Source organism: Lysobacter antibioticus, assembly GCF_001442535.1.
In the GTDB taxonomy this organism is placed as follows: domain Bacteria; phylum Pseudomonadota; class Gammaproteobacteria; order Xanthomonadales; family Xanthomonadaceae; genus Lysobacter; species Lysobacter antibioticus.
The window spans coordinates 5,327,763-5,345,890 of sequence record NZ_CP013141.1 but is presented as its reverse complement, the minus strand read 5'-3'; the positions used below and the strand labels follow the sequence as shown (position 1 = coordinate 5,345,890).

The 18,128-nt window shown below is 66.7% G+C and carries 11 protein-coding genes; 10 read left to right on the top strand and 1 reads right to left on the bottom strand.

Features of this window, described 5'->3' with window-relative positions; translation table 11 throughout:
- The first annotated feature begins 322 nt into the window (after positions 1–322).
- The gene (locus GLA29479_RS21520; protein ID WP_425599992.1) at positions 323–1,873 is read left to right on the top strand and encodes an autotransporter outer membrane beta-barrel domain-containing protein; all 1,551 of its coding nucleotides are present in this window, start codon (positions 323–325) and stop codon (positions 1,871–1,873) included.
- A 111-nt stretch (positions 1,874–1,984) separates the two neighbouring features.
- Here GLA29479_RS21520 and GLA29479_RS21515 read toward each other — a convergent pair whose 3' ends face one another.
- Positions 1,985–2,860 (bottom strand): helix-turn-helix domain-containing protein, encoded by an 876-nt coding sequence (locus GLA29479_RS21515; protein ID WP_057918498.1) that lies wholly within the window; start codon positions 2,858–2,860, stop codon positions 1,985–1,987.
- 140 nt (positions 2,861–3,000) lie between these two features.
- Here GLA29479_RS21515 and GLA29479_RS21510 point away from each other — a divergent pair, with 140 nt between their 5' ends.
- The 9 genes from GLA29479_RS21510 (at position 3,001) to GLA29479_RS21470 (ending at position 18,128) form a co-directional block, all read left to right on the top strand.
- Complete coding sequence (locus GLA29479_RS21510; protein ID WP_057972810.1) at positions 3,001–3,975, top strand: alpha/beta fold hydrolase; 975 nt, start codon at positions 3,001–3,003, stop codon at positions 3,973–3,975.
- A 585-nt stretch (positions 3,976–4,560) separates the two neighbouring features.
- A complete protein-coding gene (locus GLA29479_RS21505; RefSeq protein ID WP_169795716.1) occupies positions 4,561–8,691 on the top strand; it encodes a DUF1592 domain-containing protein in 4,131 nt (1,376 codons plus the stop codon).
- A 2-nt stretch (positions 8,692–8,693) separates the two neighbouring features.
- Positions 8,694–10,058: a DUF1552 domain-containing protein gene (locus GLA29479_RS21500; RefSeq protein WP_057918495.1), complete on the top strand. Its 1,365-nt coding sequence runs from the start codon at positions 8,694–8,696 to the stop codon at positions 10,056–10,058.
- Positions 10,059–10,949: 891 nt separating this feature from the next.
- A complete protein-coding gene (locus GLA29479_RS21495) occupies positions 10,950–13,079 on the top strand; it encodes a peptidase domain-containing ABC transporter (RefSeq protein ID WP_057918494.1) in 2,130 nt (709 codons plus the stop codon).
- On the top strand, positions 13,057–14,292 hold the full coding sequence (locus tag GLA29479_RS21490) for an efflux RND transporter periplasmic adaptor subunit (protein ID WP_082638892.1): 1,236 nt from the start codon (positions 13,057–13,059) through the stop codon (positions 14,290–14,292). The genes GLA29479_RS21495 and GLA29479_RS21490 overlap by 23 nt, the downstream gene beginning before the upstream one ends.
- A complete protein-coding gene (locus GLA29479_RS21485) occupies positions 14,279–14,968 on the top strand; it encodes an ABC transporter ATP-binding protein (RefSeq protein WP_057918492.1) in 690 nt (229 codons plus the stop codon). The genes GLA29479_RS21490 and GLA29479_RS21485 overlap by 14 nt, the downstream gene beginning before the upstream one ends.
- A gap of 11 nt (positions 14,969–14,979) precedes the next feature.
- Positions 14,980–16,182, top strand: a complete 1,203-nt coding sequence (locus GLA29479_RS21480; RefSeq protein ID WP_057918491.1) for an ABC transporter permease — start codon at positions 14,980–14,982, stop codon at positions 16,180–16,182.
- A complete protein-coding gene (locus GLA29479_RS21475; protein ID WP_082638891.1) occupies positions 16,179–17,486 on the top strand; it encodes an ABC transporter permease in 1,308 nt (435 codons plus the stop codon). Before GLA29479_RS21480 ends, GLA29479_RS21475 begins: the two co-directional genes overlap by 4 nt.
- A gap of 9 nt (positions 17,487–17,495) precedes the next feature.
- Entirely contained in the window at positions 17,496–18,128 is a 633-nt protein-coding gene (locus tag GLA29479_RS21470) for a DsbA family protein (RefSeq protein WP_082638890.1), read from the top strand.

Here is an 18,128-nt window from a genome sequence, read left to right as displayed (position 1 = left end):
CAAGGCCGGTGCCGGTGCGCTGCAGATCAACGGGCCGTCGGAGTTCATCAATGTCGATGTGATCGGCGGCCTGCTGGAAGTCACCGCCAGCGGCAGCGTGTCCGCGCAGAACACCACGGTCGCGGCCGGCTCGACCCTGAAGGCCACGGGCCTGTACACCGGCACCGCCGGCAACGACAGCTTCAGCTCCGCCGGCACGGTGATCGGCCGCTTCGAGTTCGGCGCCGGCAACGACAGCGCCGATTTCCGCGGCGGCGACCTGAGCGGCCTGGTCCGCTTCGACGGCGGCGCGGGCGGCGAGGACCGGGTCAACTTCCGCAGCATGACCCTGGACCAGAGCGACGTCAGCCCGCTGTCCAACTGGGAGCGAGTGGATCTTCTCACCGGCACGCAACTGACGCTGACCGCGCCGCTGAACCTGGCCGGCGGTTTGCTGTCGATCGACGGCACCTCGGAACTGATCGGCATGAGCGGCGCCAGCCTCACCGGCAACATAGCCAATTCCGGTTTCATTCGGGTCGGCGGCGCTCGTTTCGGCATCAGCGGCAACTACACCGGTGGCGGCGGTTTGGCCCTGACCGTATCGCCCGGCAGCCAGAGTTCGGGCGGCCTGGACATCGGCGGCGACGTTATCGGCACTACCGCAGTGACCTTCCTGACCGATGGCACCGAAACCCCGCAGCAGCCCGCGTCGATCCGGGTGATCTCGGCCCCCAACGACAATTCGGCGACGGAAGGAAGCTTCACGCCGGCTGGGGCGACGAACGGCGTGGTGCGCTTGAACGGCAGCGTGTTCCCATGGACCTTCGACCGCCAGGGCGACGGCTGGTACCTCAACACCGAAGCCAGCGACATCCTGCCGGAAATCGGCGGCTATGCCGTGCTGCCGAGCATCGGCGCCGCCCTGATCCAGGAGAACAACCGCCTGTTGTTCGAACGCATGGCCGGCGTGCGCGGCGACACGCCGCGTTGCGGCTCGCACGAAGACGAGATGGAGCGCGCCTATTGGTCGCTGGAAGGCGATTGCCATGGCTTCTGGATGGCGGCCACGGGCAGCGAACTGGAGATGGGCGCCAACCCAGGCTTCGCCTTCAGCGGCGACACGCTCGGCCTGTACGTCGGCGTCGATGCGTTGTTGCAAGACCGCGAGACGCGCAACTTACGCGGCGGTCTGTTCATTGCGTTCCAGCACGGCAACTACTGGGCCAGCGGCGCCAATTCGACCGACCTGCAAGGCATCGGCGAAGCCAACGTGCGCGTCGACACCCCGATGGTCGGCATGTACGGCAGCGTGAGCTGGCAAGACGGCACGTATCTGGACATGACCCTGGTCGGCCAATTGCCCGAGGCCACCATTGCGGTTGCCGACGGCTTCAAGGAGGAGATCGGCGGCAACAGCCTGACCGCGAGTGCGCAGCTCGGCCATCGCTTCCACTTGAGCAACGGCTGGACCGTCGAGCCGCAAGTCAACTTGAGCGCCAGCGCGATGCAGTGGCAAGACAAGCGCGATGCCAGCGGCAAGCAACTGGTCATGGACGACGATTTGTTGGGAACCGCCCGGGTTGCCGTTCGCGCCGAAAAGCTGTTTGAAACTTCGCGGGGCGCACGCGTGCGGCCTTGGGCGACGCTCGGGGTGCAGGACACTTTGGGCGAGAAGGACGGCGCCCTCGTCGTCCTGCCGCCCGGCGCGGCTGCACAGGCGCAGGCGTTCCCGAATCACGAACTGGGCCTGATGGCGACTGTCGACGTCGGCGTGGAAGCCGAATTGAACGAATCGGTCAGTCTGTTCGGTGTGCTGTCCTACGGCGAAAGCCTGGACGGCAGCGATGCCAAGCAGCGTCAGGCCAACCTCGGGGTGCGGGTGCGCTGGTGAGGCCCGCCGTGGTGCAGCCGGTTATCGCGCAAGCGTTGTAAGGGTTGAGCGAGGGCCCGTGTTCGCACGGGCTCTTGCTTGGGCAGATTCGGGCAGTCGCCTGATGCTCGATCAGTTCAGCCGCGAGTCCACGACTTGCGACGGACTCACCCCCAGCAGGCGGCGCATGCAGCGGGCCATGTGGCTGGGATGCGAGAAGCCGGCTTCGAGGGCGATCTCGCTCATGCTCTTGCCGCCTTGCAGCAACAGCGTACGGGCGCGTTCGACGCGTCGCTCCAGCACGAAACGGTGCACCGGCAGACCGGTCGATTGTTTGAACAGCGGTTTGAAGTGGGACAGGCTGAAGCCGGCCACGCTCGCCAGCTCGGCCAGGGTCAGGTCTTCGTCGAGGTGCGCCTCGATGTACTCGACCACGTGACGCAGGCGCCAGGCGGGCAGGGCGCGCCCAGGCTTGACCGCCGCCAGCGTCTTGCGCGATTGCAGCGCCAGCAAGCGCGCGGCGAGTGCGGAGGCGAGGCTGTCGGTGAACAAGCGGCCGCCCGGATACGCATCGTTATCTTCGGCCTGCATCATCCAGCCGATGCGTTCGACCTGCGGGTCGCGGATGTGGATCGACGGCGCAAGGTTGGAATCGTACGAACCCAATCCCATCGCGTCCGCGCTTTCGCGCAGCAACGACGGCGTCAGCCGCAACAGCAGCGAACGCGCCGGTTTCGACACGATCCAGCGTGTGCTCGATCCGGCCGGCACCACGCAGAACTGGCCGTGGATGCGCACGCCTTGACGTTCGTGGCCCTGGACGCGATAGGACACCGGCACCGGATGGCCTTCGTGCAGGCACAGCACATGGCGGGTATCCAGCGGCGAATCGAACAGGCCCGACGGCACCGGTTTGCTGAGCACGTCGAGCAGCGGCGCGCGGCCGGAGCCGGTGCTGGCGAGCAGCGCGGCCGAAGGGCCGGGATAGCAGGAAGGGCGGTCGGTCATGAGGCGATCCTCCGACCCGCTGCGGCCCGGCAACAGTGCCGAAAATCATCCCTGCGTGCTGCGCGTCGGCCGTTCGTGCGCGCCAGGCCGCGGCCGTGCCGCCAGCATGGCGCATCCGACACCTATCGCAGGGACTAGTAATGAAACGTAGACAGTTCATGGCGATGACCGCCGCCGCGGTCGCTGCCGGCGTGGCCGGGGCCTGCGCGCCGCTGACATCGACTCGCCGCACCGTCGCCGCCGCTGCAATGCCGGCGACCGGCGTCACTGCCTTCGCCGCGGCCAGGCGCTACGCCGAACTCGCTTTCGGCCGGATCGCCTATGTCGAGCGCGGCTCCGGCGAGGCGGCCCTGTTCCTGCACGGCGCGCCGCTCAACGGTTACCAGTGGCGCGGCGCCATCGACCGGCTTTCGCCGTATCGGCGCTGCCTCGCCCCCGACTTCATGGGGCTGGGCTATTCGCAGGTTTCCGAACATCAGTCCCTGGCCGCCGACGCCCAAGCCGAGATGCTGGCGTCCTTGCTCGACTCGCTCGCGATAGGCGCGGTCGATCTCGTCGCCAGCGACAGCGGCGGCGCCGTCGCGCAGTTGTTTTTGATCAGGTACCCGGAGCGCGTACGCAGCCTGTTGTTGACCAACTGCGACGTCGAACCCGACAGCCCGCCGGCCAAGGTCAAGCCGATCGTCGAGATGGCGCGCGCCGGCACCCTCGACGACATGACCGCGCAATGGCTGACCGACAAGGCGCTGGCGCGTTCGACCTTCGGCGCGGCGGTGTTTCGCGACCCGGCCGGTTTCGCCGACGAAACCATCGAGTACTACATCGCGCCCTTGCTGAGCACGCCGTTGCGCCGGGCCCAGTACAACGCCTTCCACGCGGCGTTCGAGCCGAACCCCTTGGCCGGTATCGAGGCCGAGCTCAAACGCAGCACGGTGCCCCTGCGCGTGGTCTGGGGCGCGGCCGACGACATCTTCGCCCAGAGCGACGCCGAGTACCTCGACCGTGTGTTCCCGAACTCGCGCGGGATACGCCGCGTGCCCGGCGCGAAGCTGTTCTTCCCGGAAGAATTCCCCGAGGTCATCGCCGAGGAAGCGCGGCGCCTGTGGAAGGTCTGAGGCCCGCAGGCACGGCAGGCGAGGCGCACGCCTGCTGCGCGCTGGTCCATGCGGGGTAACACTGCGCAGTCGCACCGATGCAGGCCCGAATCGTATCCACGCCTATCGCCATGGATGCGATCCGAAGAACTGTGATCTCGCCGGGCTTCGCGCCCGGCTCATTCTCTATCGGGTCACATTCGTAATGCCGTCCATGCAACGGGAACGAGCCCGCGATATCGATGCGCGAATCGCGATTCGAACGACGATCGAATCGGCGCCGATCGAGCGCTGACTCACGAATGCCCAATCCACGATGCTAATCACGTTTGCCCGCGATTCATGCTGATAGTTTCGCGCTGCGGATGCGGCTCGCCGCTGCGATATTCGAACGGCAATCGATGTATCGATAAGCACCATTGAGGCGACGGCTGCGCACGGCCCGTCGTTGCGCACGGCATCGCCACCCACCCCGTATCCAACCGGCTTGGCCTCGCACGATCTCGGGGCGCGCAAGCGCGCGCTGCTGCTTTCGAATACATCTGCCGATCGAAGCCTGGCCAGACGATGCGTCTTTGCATCGCTAGCGTTTGGGAGAAAGGAAGCATGAAGGCACCCAAGGCGGTTTCGTGGTCGATGGCGGCGGTGCTCGCCCTTACCCTGGCGGCTTGCTCGCGCGATGGCGACGGGCCTGGAGGAAAGCGATCGGCGAGAGCGGCAGGGGTGGGCGCTTGCGCCGCTCCGCAATACCAGGCCGGCACTAATTACCAAGCCGGCGACGAGGTCTCCAACCTGGGGCATCAGTACCAGTGTTGGAAAGACGAGGAAGCGCCGTTGGGGCCGGGCAGTTGGGCCTGGTGCAGTCAACACGCCTATAACCCCGGTCTGCCGGCCGACAGCGGCGCGGTGCACTGGCCGGATGCCTGGAAAGACCTCGGCCCCTGCGACGAGGGCGGATTCGAGGGCAATCGACTGACCTTGGAGTTCGGCGAGCCGGATACCGACGATTCCAGAGGCAGGAAGGCCGGAAAGCATCCCGCGACGATGAGCGGCGTTCTGCGCTGCGGCAGCGAAGCTATACCGATCCGCGCCGTATGGGGAGAAAGCCTCAAGATCGACGAGCTCAAACGCTGCGACTACGCGTTGATCATGGACGTCGCCGAGGGTTTCGCGCCGATGAACTCGCCGCAGACGGTGTCGTTCGAGGCCGAAGAGGGCGAGCAGCAGACGCGCATCGTCCGTTACCGGCCGCGCGTCGACGTCGCCAAGCTGCGCCCCTTGCCCGGGGTCAAGGTCGAGTTGTTCGCCGAAGGGTTGTTGCAACCCAGGCAGATGGCGCTCGGCAACGGCGTGCTCTATGTGGGCTCCGGTTGGGTAGGTGGCGTGTTCCCGCCGCCGATCTCCAAGCAGATCTATGCCTTGCCCCTGGACGGCGCTTCGGGAAAACCGACGGGCGTCCACGTCGTCGCGTCGGGCCAGTTGGAACCGCATGGCGTCGCCTATCGCGACGGCAGCTTGTTCTATTCCACCGCCGATGCGATCTATCGTGTTCCCGATGTGGACAGCAGTTACGCCCAGGCGAAGCCGGAGCTGCTGCTGAAGTTGCCGGGCGGCGATACGCCGTTTCCCTTGCCTCCGGTAGACGTCGCCCTGGAATGGCTGTACTGGCATCAGAAGCATCCGCTGCGATTCAACCCGCACGATGCCGACGACAAAGGGCTGTACACCGCGGTCGGCATCCCCTGCAACCTGTGCATGGTGCCGGCGGATCCGCGCTACGGCACCATCCTGCGCTACGACCTGGTCACCAAGCAGGCGACCATCGTCGCCAAGGGCGTGCGCAACTCGCTGGGTTTCGATTGGAACCCGGCCAGCGGAGAGATCTGGTTCAGCGACAACAACCGCCAACTCTTCCCCAACTCGGAAGAAGTCAATCGCATCAGCAAGGACGATGAGCACTTCGGCGTACCGTACGTGTTCGGCCGGAGCACGCTCGGATTCACCGCCGAGGAGGAGAAAAATCCCAGGTCGGCCAACGACGGCAGATGGCTGGACGGCTTGCGGCTGTCGGACATTCCTTTAGGGCAGATCGATGTTTCCCGGTACACCCCGCCGGCCTTCGAGATCGCTTCCAACTCAGCGCCGCTGGGGGTCAAGTTCTGGAACGGCTATCCGCAGCCGGCCGGGGCGCAACGCTTGCTGGTGGCGACCCATGCCCTCGGCACGAGCGATGAGCCGGGCCTGCAATTGCGCATGCTGACGATCAAGAACGGCAAGGTGATCCACGAAATCCCGTTGGTCGACGGTTGGCTGCAGGATCGCGCGACTGCGGACCCGAACTGTCTGCGGGGCGGTTGCATCGGCCGTCCGGTGGATTTCCTTGAGCTGCCCGATCACAGCTTGCTGGTGTCCGATGACGTGGCCGGGGCGATCTACCGGATCCGCCCCTACGACCCCGCGCTGGTGCCGGCCACGGCGCTGACGCTCACGCCGTCGCCTGCACCCTCGCCGGATATCGCCGACGAGCGGGTCAGCGGACATCTGATCGATGCACTCGGCCACAAGCGGCTGTTCCATGCGGCTTGGGGCAGCGAGTCCCTGGCGATCGCCGGCTTGGCCTATGGCGATTACGAGGTGCAGCTCAACGACGTCGACAACTGGATCCCGATCAAGCGCTCGAATCATTTCAGCCTCTCGGCCGGGCAACCCACTCACGCCATCGATATGACATATCGCGAGCGCCCCGAGCATATCGAAGTGCCGATGACGATTCATGCGCCGGCCAAGCCGGGCGGGGCGGCCCGCGAACATTGGGTGGTCAAGTTGATCGATGCGAAAGACGGGGTGCGCGAGGTGTCGGTGCCCTGGGGCGGCCAGGTGGAAGTCATGCTCGACTACGGCAAGCACCGGGTGGTCTATCCCTATTACCCAACGTATCGCCCGCAGCCGAGCATGCACGGCGTGGACGTCAACGAAGAGAGCGAGCGCGTCGACCTGCCTGCGATGAGCTACCTCTACGAAGCCAACCTCGGCCTGGCGGTATTGGAAGACAGCTGCAGCGGCTGTCACGACTCCAAGTTCTTCGACGATCCGAACAAGGCGCATAACTGGGAGGCGACCGGCCGCGAGGCCCTGGTCAAGAAGATCCAGAGCATGAACATCGAGGGGCATTGCGACGGCGTCTGCGCCGGGGCGATTTCCGATTACCTGTTCGACACCGTGTGGAGCGTGTACCTGCGGCCGCAGACCCCGTTCGGTAAGCGCCAGATCCGCCAGTTGACGCCGAACGAATACGCCAACAGCGTGCGCGATCTGTTCGGTGTGACGATCAACCCGGCCAAGCTGCCTGCCGACAAATCGGCCAAGGAATTCAAGTATCCCGGCGAAGCCGACCTCGGCATCCTCCAAGCCGAAGACGTCAAGCGCTATTACGATGCGGCACTGGAGGTGGCGGGGCAGGTCGAACCCGCGGCGCTGGGGTATCGGAAAGGCGCCAAAGCCACCTCCATCGTCGGCGAACTCGGGCACAAGCTGTTCCGCCGTCCGATGACCACGCAGGAGATCGAGCGCTACAGCGCCTTGCTCGATGCGCATGGCCTCCAGGACATGGTCGCCGGCATGTTGCTGTCGCCGCACTTCCTCTATCGTTCCGAGCTGGGCGACGACACTTACGGCCGGGTCAACGCCTACAAGCTCACCCCCAGCGAAGTGGCGACGGCGCTGTCGTTCACCTTCCTGGGCACCACGCCCAGCCTGGAGTTGCTGGGCAAAGCCGAGAGCGGAGGATTGTCCACGCCCGAGCAGATCGGTGCGGAAGCCGCGGCGATGATCGTGACCGATCGCGGGGTTGAGCAGTTCGTCCGTTTCATCCGTCATTACACCAAGACCGCCGGCGACCTGCAGGAAAAGCCTGGCCTGAGCGGCCCGGTGATCCAGGCCATGCGCGAAGAGCAGTCGGCGTTCGTGCGCTACGTGCTGTTGGACGGCGAAAGCACGATGACCGAATTGTTCGATCCGCGTTACACCTTCCTCAACCATACCCTGGCCCAGCACTACGGCATCGCCGGCGTGTCGGGCGAGGCGATGCGCAAGGTCGATGTCGACGAAAAACGCGGCGGTTTGTTGCACCAGGGCCTGACCCAGGCCGCGACTTCGGACTACGTGACCACTTCGCTGGTGAAGCGCGGCATCATGATTCGCGAGCAACTGCTGTGCCGCGAGTTCGGTGCGCCGGTGGAAGCCGACCCGGAAACGCCGACCTTCCCGAACCGTCCGATCACCACGCGCGAGCGCTGGGACCTGGTCAATGGCGAGCACGCCTCCGGCGGCCGTTGCTGGCAGTGCCATCAGTTCATGAACGACACCGGCGCGTCGATGGAGCACTACGACGCCGCCGGGCGCTACCGGCTCAAGGAGCGCGCCTACAACCACGCGCAGTTCCCGGTGGATGTGGACATCGATGCGGCCGGGCCGTTCGTCGACAACGTCGGCCACAGCGAGTGGGCGCAGATCAAGGACGTGCGCGACATCGCCAGGTTCATACCGACGAACTCGACCGCGTTGACCTGCATGGCCGACAGCTATTTCCGCTACGCATTCGGCAACCATTCCGATGCCCTGACCGCGGGCACCATCAAGCAGATGCGCGACGAGCTGAAGAGTTCCGGATCGCTGCGCAAGATGCTGCAGGAGCTGGCTACGTCGAACGCCACCCTCTACAAGAAGGAGCGGGACTGAGCATGGACATTCTGAAGAATCGCCGTCGTTTTCTTGCCGGCCTGACCGCCGCCGGCGTGCTCGCGCCGTTGAGCCTGTATGGCCTGGCGCGCATGGCCGTGAGCGGCGAGACCCAAGCGCCGCACCTGAAGGTGGTGTTCTTCGTCACGCCCGACGGCCTGGCGGTGGATTCGTTCACCGGCGGCGCATTCGGCGACGGTCGCGGTCTGTGGCATCCGGACGCGCAGGGCGACGATACCGGCGACTTCACCCTCGGCGAGGTCAGCCGCGAACTGGAGGCGTACCGCCATCAATCGTTGTACCTGCGCGGCACCATCCTCGGGCCGGCGAACGTCGGCCACAGCGGTTGGAAGTGGGTCCTGCGCGACTCAGCCGAGAGCAAAACCTCGATCGACAACCTGCTCGCCGCGGCGATGCCCGGCACCGATCCGTCGCTCGGCGCGGTATTCGCCGGCCCGCACGCCGGCATCGACGGCACGCATTGGGACGTCTCGTGGATCGACAACCGCATGCGGATTCCGCAAAACGATCCCGGGCTGCTGTTCGAAAGCATCTTCCGGTCGGCGGCGAGATCCGGCCGGGGCCAGCAGGTCCGCAGCAAGGACGTGTTCGCTCCGGTGTTCGCCGATATCCAGGACTTGAATGCGCGACTGGCCGGTTCGCAGCGCGAGAAGCTCGCGACCCACCTCGACGCGGTCAACAAAGTGGTCAAGGATCTCGAAGACACCCGGCCGCCGCTGGAATGCGATCCGCAGCGGCCGGAGCACAACCCGATCAATTCGGCCGAGTTCCGCAATCAGGTCCAGGCCGCTCATCATCAGGTCGTCGCGACCGCGCTGGCGTGCGGTGTGGTGCGGGTGGCGACGATTCAAGTCGGCCGTTCCGCCGAGTCGCTGAACATCCTGGACGTCACCAACGACATGAATCCGCACGATTGCGCCCATCGCTACACCGGCGAGGGGCCGTGGAAGGGCACCCGGCAGTGGTATACGCGCCAGGTCAAACTGTTCCTCGACGAGTTGGCCAAACACGCCGACCCGGACGTGCCGAGCGATAACCTGTTGCAACATACCTTGGTCGTCTTCACCAGCGAGATGGCCGACGGCGCGCCGGAGCACATGATCGACATGCCTCTGGTGATGCTGGGCGGGGCATCGGGTCTGCTCAAGAGCGGCGACGGCCAGGGCCGCTATCTGAAGATCACCGGACAGGCCGACCGCGACCATCACACCGGCAATCCGGTGATCGGCAAGCGCTTCGTCGACATGCAGCGGATCTGGGCGACGGTCGGCAAGGCCGCCGGTATCGAGGTGCCGTATGCCGGCAACATCGCGCCGGTGAGCGGCATCTTCAGCAACGTCGGCTGACCGGGCGGCGTCGACGAGCGTCGGCGCTGGACCGCGCTTGACGTGCGCGCCGCCGTCGGTTCCGCGCCGACAGCGTTTGCATCGCAATGCGCTTGCCTCGTGACCGGACGCAGGGGTATTCAGCGATAGATGGAACGACGTGCGCGCGCATCGGCGTTGAATGGCCATCTTTGCAATGATCGCTGACGATCGAGTCCGATCGATTGCAGGCTCTGCGCACAATCGTGTCGAGTTCACGATTCGGCGAATCGTTTCGTCGTTTTCGCAATGCGAAAAAGAGCCAAATGCTTCGAGTACAAGCAGAAGCGAACACGCGCGCTTCGATACGAAACGATTTTTGACGAGGACCACGGAACCGCACGATGCATCGTGATAACAAGTGCAACGTCGAAAGTCAGGGGGCATCGACCCACACAGCGCATCGCTGGTGGTCAAATCTGAGGACTTCCCCATGTTGCAGCAACACGATCTCGTCCAGGATCCAAGTACGACTGCCGTGCCGTTCGCCGAGGAACTCTCGGACGACAATCTCGAAGCTTTGTTCGGTGGAAAACCCGTGGTATGCGGTTGCGGTTGGCTTTGTTCGTTCACAGGCGAGTGCGGCTGTTCCAACGGCCACTCGGTATGTGTCGGCCACTGCTGATCCGTTAACCGGAGCCGCCTGGCGGTAGCGGGCGGCTCCTTTCAAGTACGGCCCTTACAGCGAATCCTGTAGCGGTGCTTCGGGCATCGTGCGTCGGGCTGTGCGCGCATCGTCGGACGGGGCGCGATCACGCGCGTCGCGTATGCCGGTGGACGCGTGCTGCCGACGCTTGTCCGCGCGTTGCCGGGATTCGTTTCCAAGGTCCGCTGCCTCTCAATCTCGGGGCGTCTTGCCTGGACGGACAGCGCGTGAACAAGCCATCGCGGCGCGGTAGCACGAAAACCAAGTTCGTCAGCCAGACCTCGGCCGCCGATTGCGGCCACGCCTGCATCTCGATGCTGCTGTCGGGCCTAGGCTTGCGCATGCCGATGCTGGCGCTGGCGGCGCGTTACCCGGTCAGCCAGCGCGGCATGTCGGCCAAGGAAATGCTCGACGTGTTGCGCATGTGCGGGGTCAAACCCAAGGCGCTGCGGGCTACCGACGGCACGGTGCAGGCGCTGCGGCACGCGGCCTTGCCGGCGATCGTGCATTTGCGCCACGAGCATTTCGTCGTGGTCGGCGCGGTCGACGACAAGACCGTGGCGGTGCTGGACCCGGCCAGTGGCGAAAGCCGCATGGCCCACGCCGAATTCGAGGCGATCTGGAGCGGCGTATTCATCTGCGCAGAACGCGACGAAACCGCGCGCTCGCAGGTCTCGATATCGCCGCTGGGGCAGTTGTTCAAGGAATTCCTCGGCGAGAACTGGTCGCTGTGGCTGTTCCTGCTCAGCGTAATCACGCTGACCGTCGCCACCACCATTTCCTTCCCCTGGCTGCTGAGCCGGGCGGTGACCTTCCTGGCCTACGGTGGCAGCGGTAGCGCCACCGGTCTCGGCGTGGGCCTGTTGGTGCTGTCGCTGGCCTTCGTGGTCGCGCACTGGATGCGCGCGCGGGTGTCGCTGCTGATCCAGTTGCGTTTGGATAGATCGCTGATCACTCGTTTCGTCGACCGCCTGCTGAAGCTGCCGCTGCGGATCTTCTCGCTGTTGCCGGCCGGCGATCTGATCGCGCGGGTCAATTCGGTGTCGGGCGTGCGCGATTTCCTGTCGGCGCGCATCACCGGGCTGATCCTCGATTCCGGCGTGCTGATAGCGACCCTGGCGGTGTTGGCCTTCCAGAGCGCGCCGGTGGCCTTGTTGTTCCTCGCCCTGACCCTGCTGTCGACGGCGGTATTGATCCTGTGCTGGAAGCGCCTGTTGCGCCTGACCGGCGGCGAAGTGCTGGCCTATTCGGGCTACTACAGCACCCTGGCCGAAACCCTGACCATGGCGGTCGACGTCAAGGTCAACCGCAAGGAGCAGGTGTTCGCCGACCGCCTGATGGATCGCTTCGGCGAGCATCAGAAGTGGCTGGAGGCGCGAGGCAAGCTCAATGCGGTGTTCGAGGCCTTGTATGCCTATCAGGACAAGGTCGTGCCGATCGCGGCCTTGTTGCTGCTGTTCGTGGCGTTCCCGACCATCGACCTGTCCGACCAGACCGCGTTCTATTGCTATTTCTTGTTGGGCTGGACCGGGCCGTCGGTGCGCGCGATCCAGATGTTCTTCATGCAACTGGTGGTGGTGCGCATTAATGCCGACCGCATCGAGTCGATCCAGGGCCTGATGAGCCTGGACGAGGCTGCGCCGGCCGCCGACGCGCAGGCGCCGCCGTGGGCGGGGCCGAGCCAGGTCGCGGTCAGCGGCGTCGGCTTTTCCTATCTCGGCACCGGCACGCCGGTGCTGGAGGACGTGTCGGCGAACTTCGACGACCGCGGCCTCAACGTCATCGTCGGGCCCTCGGGTTGCGGCAAGAGCACCTTGCTGAAGCTGATCGGCGGCCTGTTGTTGCCCGATGCCGGCAGCATCCAGGTGCGCGTAAACGGCGAGCGCGGCGGCGGAACGGGGGCCGCCGCGGCCTCGGTGGCCTATCTCAACCAGCATCCGGCTTTATTCGCCGGCACCGTCGCCGAAAACATCGCCATGTTCGATCCGCAGGCCGATGTCGAGCGCATCGAGCGCTGCGCGCGCGCCGCCTGCATCCACGACGAGATCGTCGCCTGGCCGTTGGCTTATCGCACGCCGGTGGTCGCGGTGGGGCAAAGCCTGTCGTCCGGCCAGTGTCAGCGCATCGCCCTGGCGCGCCTGCTGTACAGCCATGCGCCGATCATGCTGCTGGATGAGTTCACCAGCGACATCGACGCCGCCACCGAAGGCTCGATCCTGCGCCATTTGCGCCAGTGGCCGGGCATGAAGATCATCGTCACCCACCGCACCCAATGGATCCAGCCGGGCGATCGCGTCCACGACCTGGGCCGGATCGCGCAAGGAGGACCGCGTCATGAACGTCCCGTCTATGCGTGAGCGGCGCCCGCGCCGGCTCGCGTTTGCCGTCGGCGCGGTATCGCTGGGGGTGTTGGTGGTCGGCCTGCTGATGGTGCGCAACACGATCGCCTCGGTGGCGCCGGTGGCGGTGGTGAAGCCGACGCTGGACACCTTGCCGACGACGATCTTCGCCGACGGCACCTTGTCGTATCGCAACGAACTGGCGATGACCTCGGAAGTGCTCGGCGCGGTCGAGGAGATCTACGTGCGCCAGGGCGACGAGGTCAAGCGCGGGCAGCCGTTGATGAAGCTGCGCTCGCAGCAGTATCAGGCGCAGTTGGCCCAGCGCGAGGCCGGGCGCGACGGCGAGATGGCGTCGCTCGAGGTCAAGCGCGCGAGCCGCGAACTGGCCGCGGCCAAGCTGCGTCGGTTCACCGAGTTGCGCAAGCAGCAACTGGTCAGCGAGGAAGGCCTGGACGAGGCCGAGGCCGCGTACCGGCAAGCCGATGCGGCCTATCGCGAAGGCCATGCGCGCATCCAGAACCAGCGTGCCCTGGTCGACGAGGTCCAGGACAGCCTGCACAAATCCATCCTGCGCTCGCCGATCGACGGCACCGTGTTGTCGATTGACGTTTCCGCCGGCGAGACCGCGGTGCCGAGCGCCTTGAGCTTCAGCGGCTCGACCGTGGCGCGCATCGCCGACACCCGTGTGCTGGTGGCCACCGCCAAACTCGGCGAGTACGACGTCTGGAAGATCCGCCCCGGCGCCGCCGCTAACGTGGTGGTGCCGGCCTTCGACGAGACGCCTTTGCCCGGCACGGTGCGTTCGGTGTCGATGGCGCCGGCGCGTTCGGCCACCAGCAGCGGTGCGCCGGCCGCGGGTGCGGCGAACTACGAAGTGCTGATCGAGATCCGCAACACCCGCCGCGCCAGCCTGCGCACCGGCATGACCTGTCGGGTCGAGTTTCCGAGCCGCAAGGCCGCGCCGGTATTGACCGTGCCGATTGCGGCCTTGCGCGACGATCCCGCCGAACTCGGCACGCAGCCGGGGCAGGGGGCCGTCGGCGCGGTGCTGGTGGTACGCGACGGCGTCGCCAGCCTGCGTCGGGTGCGTCTGGGCGACGTCAACGAGACCCATCAGGAAATCCGCGGCGGGCTCGATGCCGACGACCTGGTGGTGGTGCCGGCGAGCGGCCAACCGTCCTTGAAGCCGGGCACTCGGGTGCGGGTGATTTCGTATGAACGCGGTTGAGCTCAGCGGCATCCGCAAAAGCTATCGCCTCGGCACGACCGAAGTGCCGGTGCTGCGCGGGGTCGACCTGCACGTGGCCCAGCACGAATACGTCGCGGTGATGGGCGCCTCGGGCTCGGGCAAGTCGACCTTGCTGAACATCATCGGCTTTCTCGACACCCCCGACGCCGGCGAGATCCGCATCCACGGTGCGCCGGTGCAGCGCCAGGACGATGCGGCCTTGTCGGGTTTTCGCAACCGCACCATCGGCTTCGTGTTCCAGAGCTTTCATCTGCTCGGCAACTGCTCGGCGCTGGAGAACGTGATGCTGCCGCTGCGTTATCGCGGCGAAGCGCGCGCCGCCGCGGGCCGCCGCGCCCTGGCCGCGCTGGAAGAAGTCGGCATGGCCCATCGCGGTGCGCACCGTCCCGACGAATTATCCGGCGGCGAGCGCCAGCGGGTCGCGATCGCCCGCGCCATCGTCGGCGAACCCGAGATCATCCTGGCCGACGAGCCGACCGGGAACCTCGACTCGAAGACTTCCGACGAAGTGCTGGACGTGTTCGCGCGCATCCATGCCAGGGGCCGCACCCTGATCGTGGTGACGCATGCGCCGCAAGTGGCCGAACGCTGCCAACGCACGATCCGGGTCTGCGACGGGCAAGTGATCGACGCTGCCGCGTCCGCGGCCGCCTGAGCGCGACCGGCATGCGCCGCTGGCTGGCCAACCTGTGGGACGCCGCACGCTCGCTGGCGCGCAGCCCGCGCCAGACCGTGTTGTGCGCCAGCGCCATCGTGCTGGCGGTAATGGCCTATTCGACCGTGGTCAGCATCGCCGACGGCATGGCGCAGGTGCTTGGGCGCCGCTTCGAAAGCCTGGGCGACGACACCCTGGTGATCCGCGGCCAGTCCACCGCCAGCGGCGGCTTCGTCCCTGGCCGCGGCGATCTCGACGACTTGCAGCGGATGCCTCAATGGATCGCGCGCGCGGCGCTGGTGCAGGAGTTGTCGGGCGCGGCTACGTTGCTGGAAGGCGCGGGCACGCGCCAGGTCGCGCAGGTGTTGGCAGTGAGCGAGGATTATTTCGCCATCGATCGAGTCGTGGTCGGGCAGGGCCAAGCGCTGAGTGGGCGCGGCGCCTCGGCGAAGCACTGCGTACTGGGTGCGCGCATCGCCGCCCGGCTGTTCCCCGGGCAAGCGCCGCTGGGCAAGTTCCTGCGCGTCGGCGGGCAGTGGTATGCGGTGGGCGGCGTGCTCGCGGCGACCGACGAGCCGGGCAAGTTCGTTTCCAACGACGACGCGGTGTTCCTGCCCTTGGCCGGCGCCGGCGCTCTGGTCCGGCCCGGCGACGACGGCGGGCGTCTGGTGGTCAAGGCCGCGCCCGGCGTCGACATCGAGGCGCTGAAGGCGAAGCTGCAAGCCTTGCTGCTGCGCAAATACGGCGGCCGCTTCGATGCCGACGATTTCCGCATCGAGGCCAAGCAGGCGCTGCTGCAGGGCGCGCGCGCGGCGACCGAGAGCCAAGGCCGCACGGTGGCGTGGATCTCGCTGCTGGCGTCGCTGGTCGCGGCCCTGGGCGTGATGAACATGATGTTCCTCAGCGCCGACGAACGTTCCGGCGAGATCGGCCTGCGCCGCGCGATCGGCGCGACCCGCGCCGACATCGCCGCGCTGTTCCTGTGCGAGGCCTTGCTGCTGTGCCTGGTGTCGATTCCGTTGGGGCTGGTGCTGGGGCGTGTCGCCGCCGGCTTGCTCCAGGGCGTGTTGCGCTTGGACTCGGCGCCGGTGTTGAGCGGGCAGGCCTGTGCTCTGGTCGCGCTGGCGACCACCGCGCTGGTGCTGGTGTTTTCGCTGGCGCCGGCGTGGCAAGCCGCACGCAAAGACCCCAAGCGGGTGTTGCGCGCGGAATGAACGCGACCACGCGCTCCGCTGAAGTGAGTTCGGTGCCCGCGGCGGAGCGGGCCGCATCGACCGTGGAAGCCGCACCGGGCGCGTGGTTCGTGCTCGGCGAAGCCTTCCAGGCTGCCTTGCGCCAGCTGCGCAGCTTTCCGGTGCGCACCGCGGTGGCGATGCTCAGTGTGGCCCTGGGCGTGGCCGGCATCGTCTCGGTGGCCTCGTTGTCGGAAGGCCTGTCGCGCACCCTGGTGCGTTCGTTCGAGTCGATAGGGCGACAGGTGCTGATCGTGCGCTCCGACCCGTCTTACGAATCCTTGGTGCTCGGCCGCGCCAATCGTTTGTCCGAGCGCGACCTGCGCGTGGTCGCCACGGCGTTCGCGCAACGGCCGGTGGCGCCGCTGCTGCGCTACGGGGCGTTCAACAACCCGGTCGCGCTGGGCGCGCGCAAGAGCACGGCCGCGATCTACGGCACCACGCTCGACTACTTCCGGCTCGGCGAAGTCGAGCTCGTCGTCGGGGCTTGGCCGTCGCGACAGGACTGGCGCGGCCGCGGCCGCCAATGCCTGCTCGGCCGCAGCCTGGCCGAGCAACTGGGCGGCGCCGCCGCGGTGCTCGGCCACGACCTCAGCCTCGCCGGGCGCTCCTGTCGCGCGGTCGGCGTGGTCAAGGGCGCGGGCAGCGCGCTGGGTTTCGATGCCGAGCGGCTGGTGATCTCGCCGATCGGCCTGGTGCGGGCGATGGATGTCGACGGCAACCAAAGCGATCTGGAGATCCACGCCGGCTTCTCCGATGCCGACGACATCGAGGCGATCGGCCGGCGTCTGTCGGCGCAGTTGCGCAAGCAGCGCCACGTCGCCGGCGGCGAGGACGACTTCATCGTCGTCACCGCGCAGCGCCTGCGCGGCTATCTCGACGACACCCTGGCCAGCGTGCGCGCCGGCTTGTTCCTGTTGATGGCCGTGGTGTTCGCGGTCGCGGCGCTCGGCATCGGCAACGTCATGGTGTCCGGGGTCAACGCGCGCCGCCGCGAGATCGCGATCAAGCGCGCCATCGGCGCCTCGCGCGCCAACGTCTTCCTGGAATTCCTGTTGGAGGCGGTCGTGCTGACCGGCTTCGGCGGCGTGCTCGGCGTGGCCCTGGGCGCCGTCGCGGCGCTGGCGATCACCTCGGGTTCCAGCTATTTCGGCGAACCGACCGTGTCCTGGTCGGGTTGCCTGTTCGGGGTCGTCACCGCGCTGCTGGTTGGGCTGTTGACCGGGGTGTGGCCGGCGGCGCGCGCGGCGCGCCTGGACCCTGTGGCCGGTTTGCATCATCACTGAGGTGGATACATGAAAGGACCGTGGGTTTGGATAGGGGCATCGGCCCTGGTGGCGCTGCTCGCGGTATCGCTGGGTTTCGTGCTGATGGCCGCGGGCCGGTCCGAGCCCTTGCAGGGGATGCAGGTCGACGACCTGCCGATGCTCGGCCGCGGCGATGCGCCGCACGAGATCGTCCTGGTCACCGATTACGGTTGCCCCGCATGCAAGCGCTTCCATGCCGAGATGCTGCCGCGGCTGATGGCGCGCTTCGTCGACAACGGCGGCGCGAAGATCCGCGTGCTGGCGTTTCCGATCCGCGAAGGCTCGACCGAACTCGCGCATGCGGTGACCTGTTTGCAACAACGCCCCGGCAGCGACACAAGGGTCTTGTACGACCGCGTCTATGGCCAAGATCTGGTTGGGATCAGTGGTGTCGAGCTGGCGCAGCGCCTCGCGCCCGCGGGGCGCGAGGCCGTCGAGCTCAACGCCTGCATGCAACGGCCCGAGACCGCGCGCCGGGTCGAGCAGCAACGCTACCGCGCCATCGTCCACGGCATTTCCTCGGTGCCGACCGTGGTCATCGACCGCGTCGCGCTGGACGAGCCCTGGACCTTCGCCCACTACGAGACGGCGCTGAACGCCACTACGACGGAAGCCCGATGA

Excerpts from the sequence above, each read along its gene's own strand:
- GLA29479_RS21520 (WP_425599992.1), top strand. The coding sequence starts at position 323 with ATGACCCTGGACCAGAGCGACGTCAGCCCGCTGTCCAACTGGGAGCGA.
- GLA29479_RS21515 (WP_057918498.1), bottom strand. The coding sequence starts at position 2,860 with ATGACCGACCGCCCTTCCTGCTATCCCGGCCCTTCGGCCGCGCTGCTC.
- GLA29479_RS21510 (WP_057972810.1), top strand. The coding sequence starts at position 3,001 with ATGAAACGTAGACAGTTCATGGCGATGACCGCCGCCGCGGTCGCTGCC.
- GLA29479_RS21505 (WP_169795716.1), top strand. The coding sequence starts at position 4,561 with ATGAAGGCACCCAAGGCGGTTTCGTGGTCGATGGCGGCGGTGCTCGCC.
- GLA29479_RS21500 (WP_057918495.1), top strand. The coding sequence starts at position 8,694 with ATGGACATTCTGAAGAATCGCCGTCGTTTTCTTGCCGGCCTGACCGCC.
- GLA29479_RS21490 (WP_082638892.1), top strand. The coding sequence starts at position 13,057 with ATGAACGTCCCGTCTATGCGTGAGCGGCGCCCGCGCCGGCTCGCGTTT.
- GLA29479_RS21485 (WP_057918492.1), top strand. The coding sequence starts at position 14,279 with ATGAACGCGGTTGAGCTCAGCGGCATCCGCAAAAGCTATCGCCTCGGC.
- GLA29479_RS21480 (WP_057918491.1), top strand. The coding sequence starts at position 14,980 with ATGCGCCGCTGGCTGGCCAACCTGTGGGACGCCGCACGCTCGCTGGCG.
- GLA29479_RS21475 (WP_082638891.1), top strand. The coding sequence starts at position 16,179 with ATGAACGCGACCACGCGCTCCGCTGAAGTGAGTTCGGTGCCCGCGGCG.
- GLA29479_RS21470 (WP_082638890.1), top strand. The coding sequence starts at position 17,496 with ATGAAAGGACCGTGGGTTTGGATAGGGGCATCGGCCCTGGTGGCGCTG.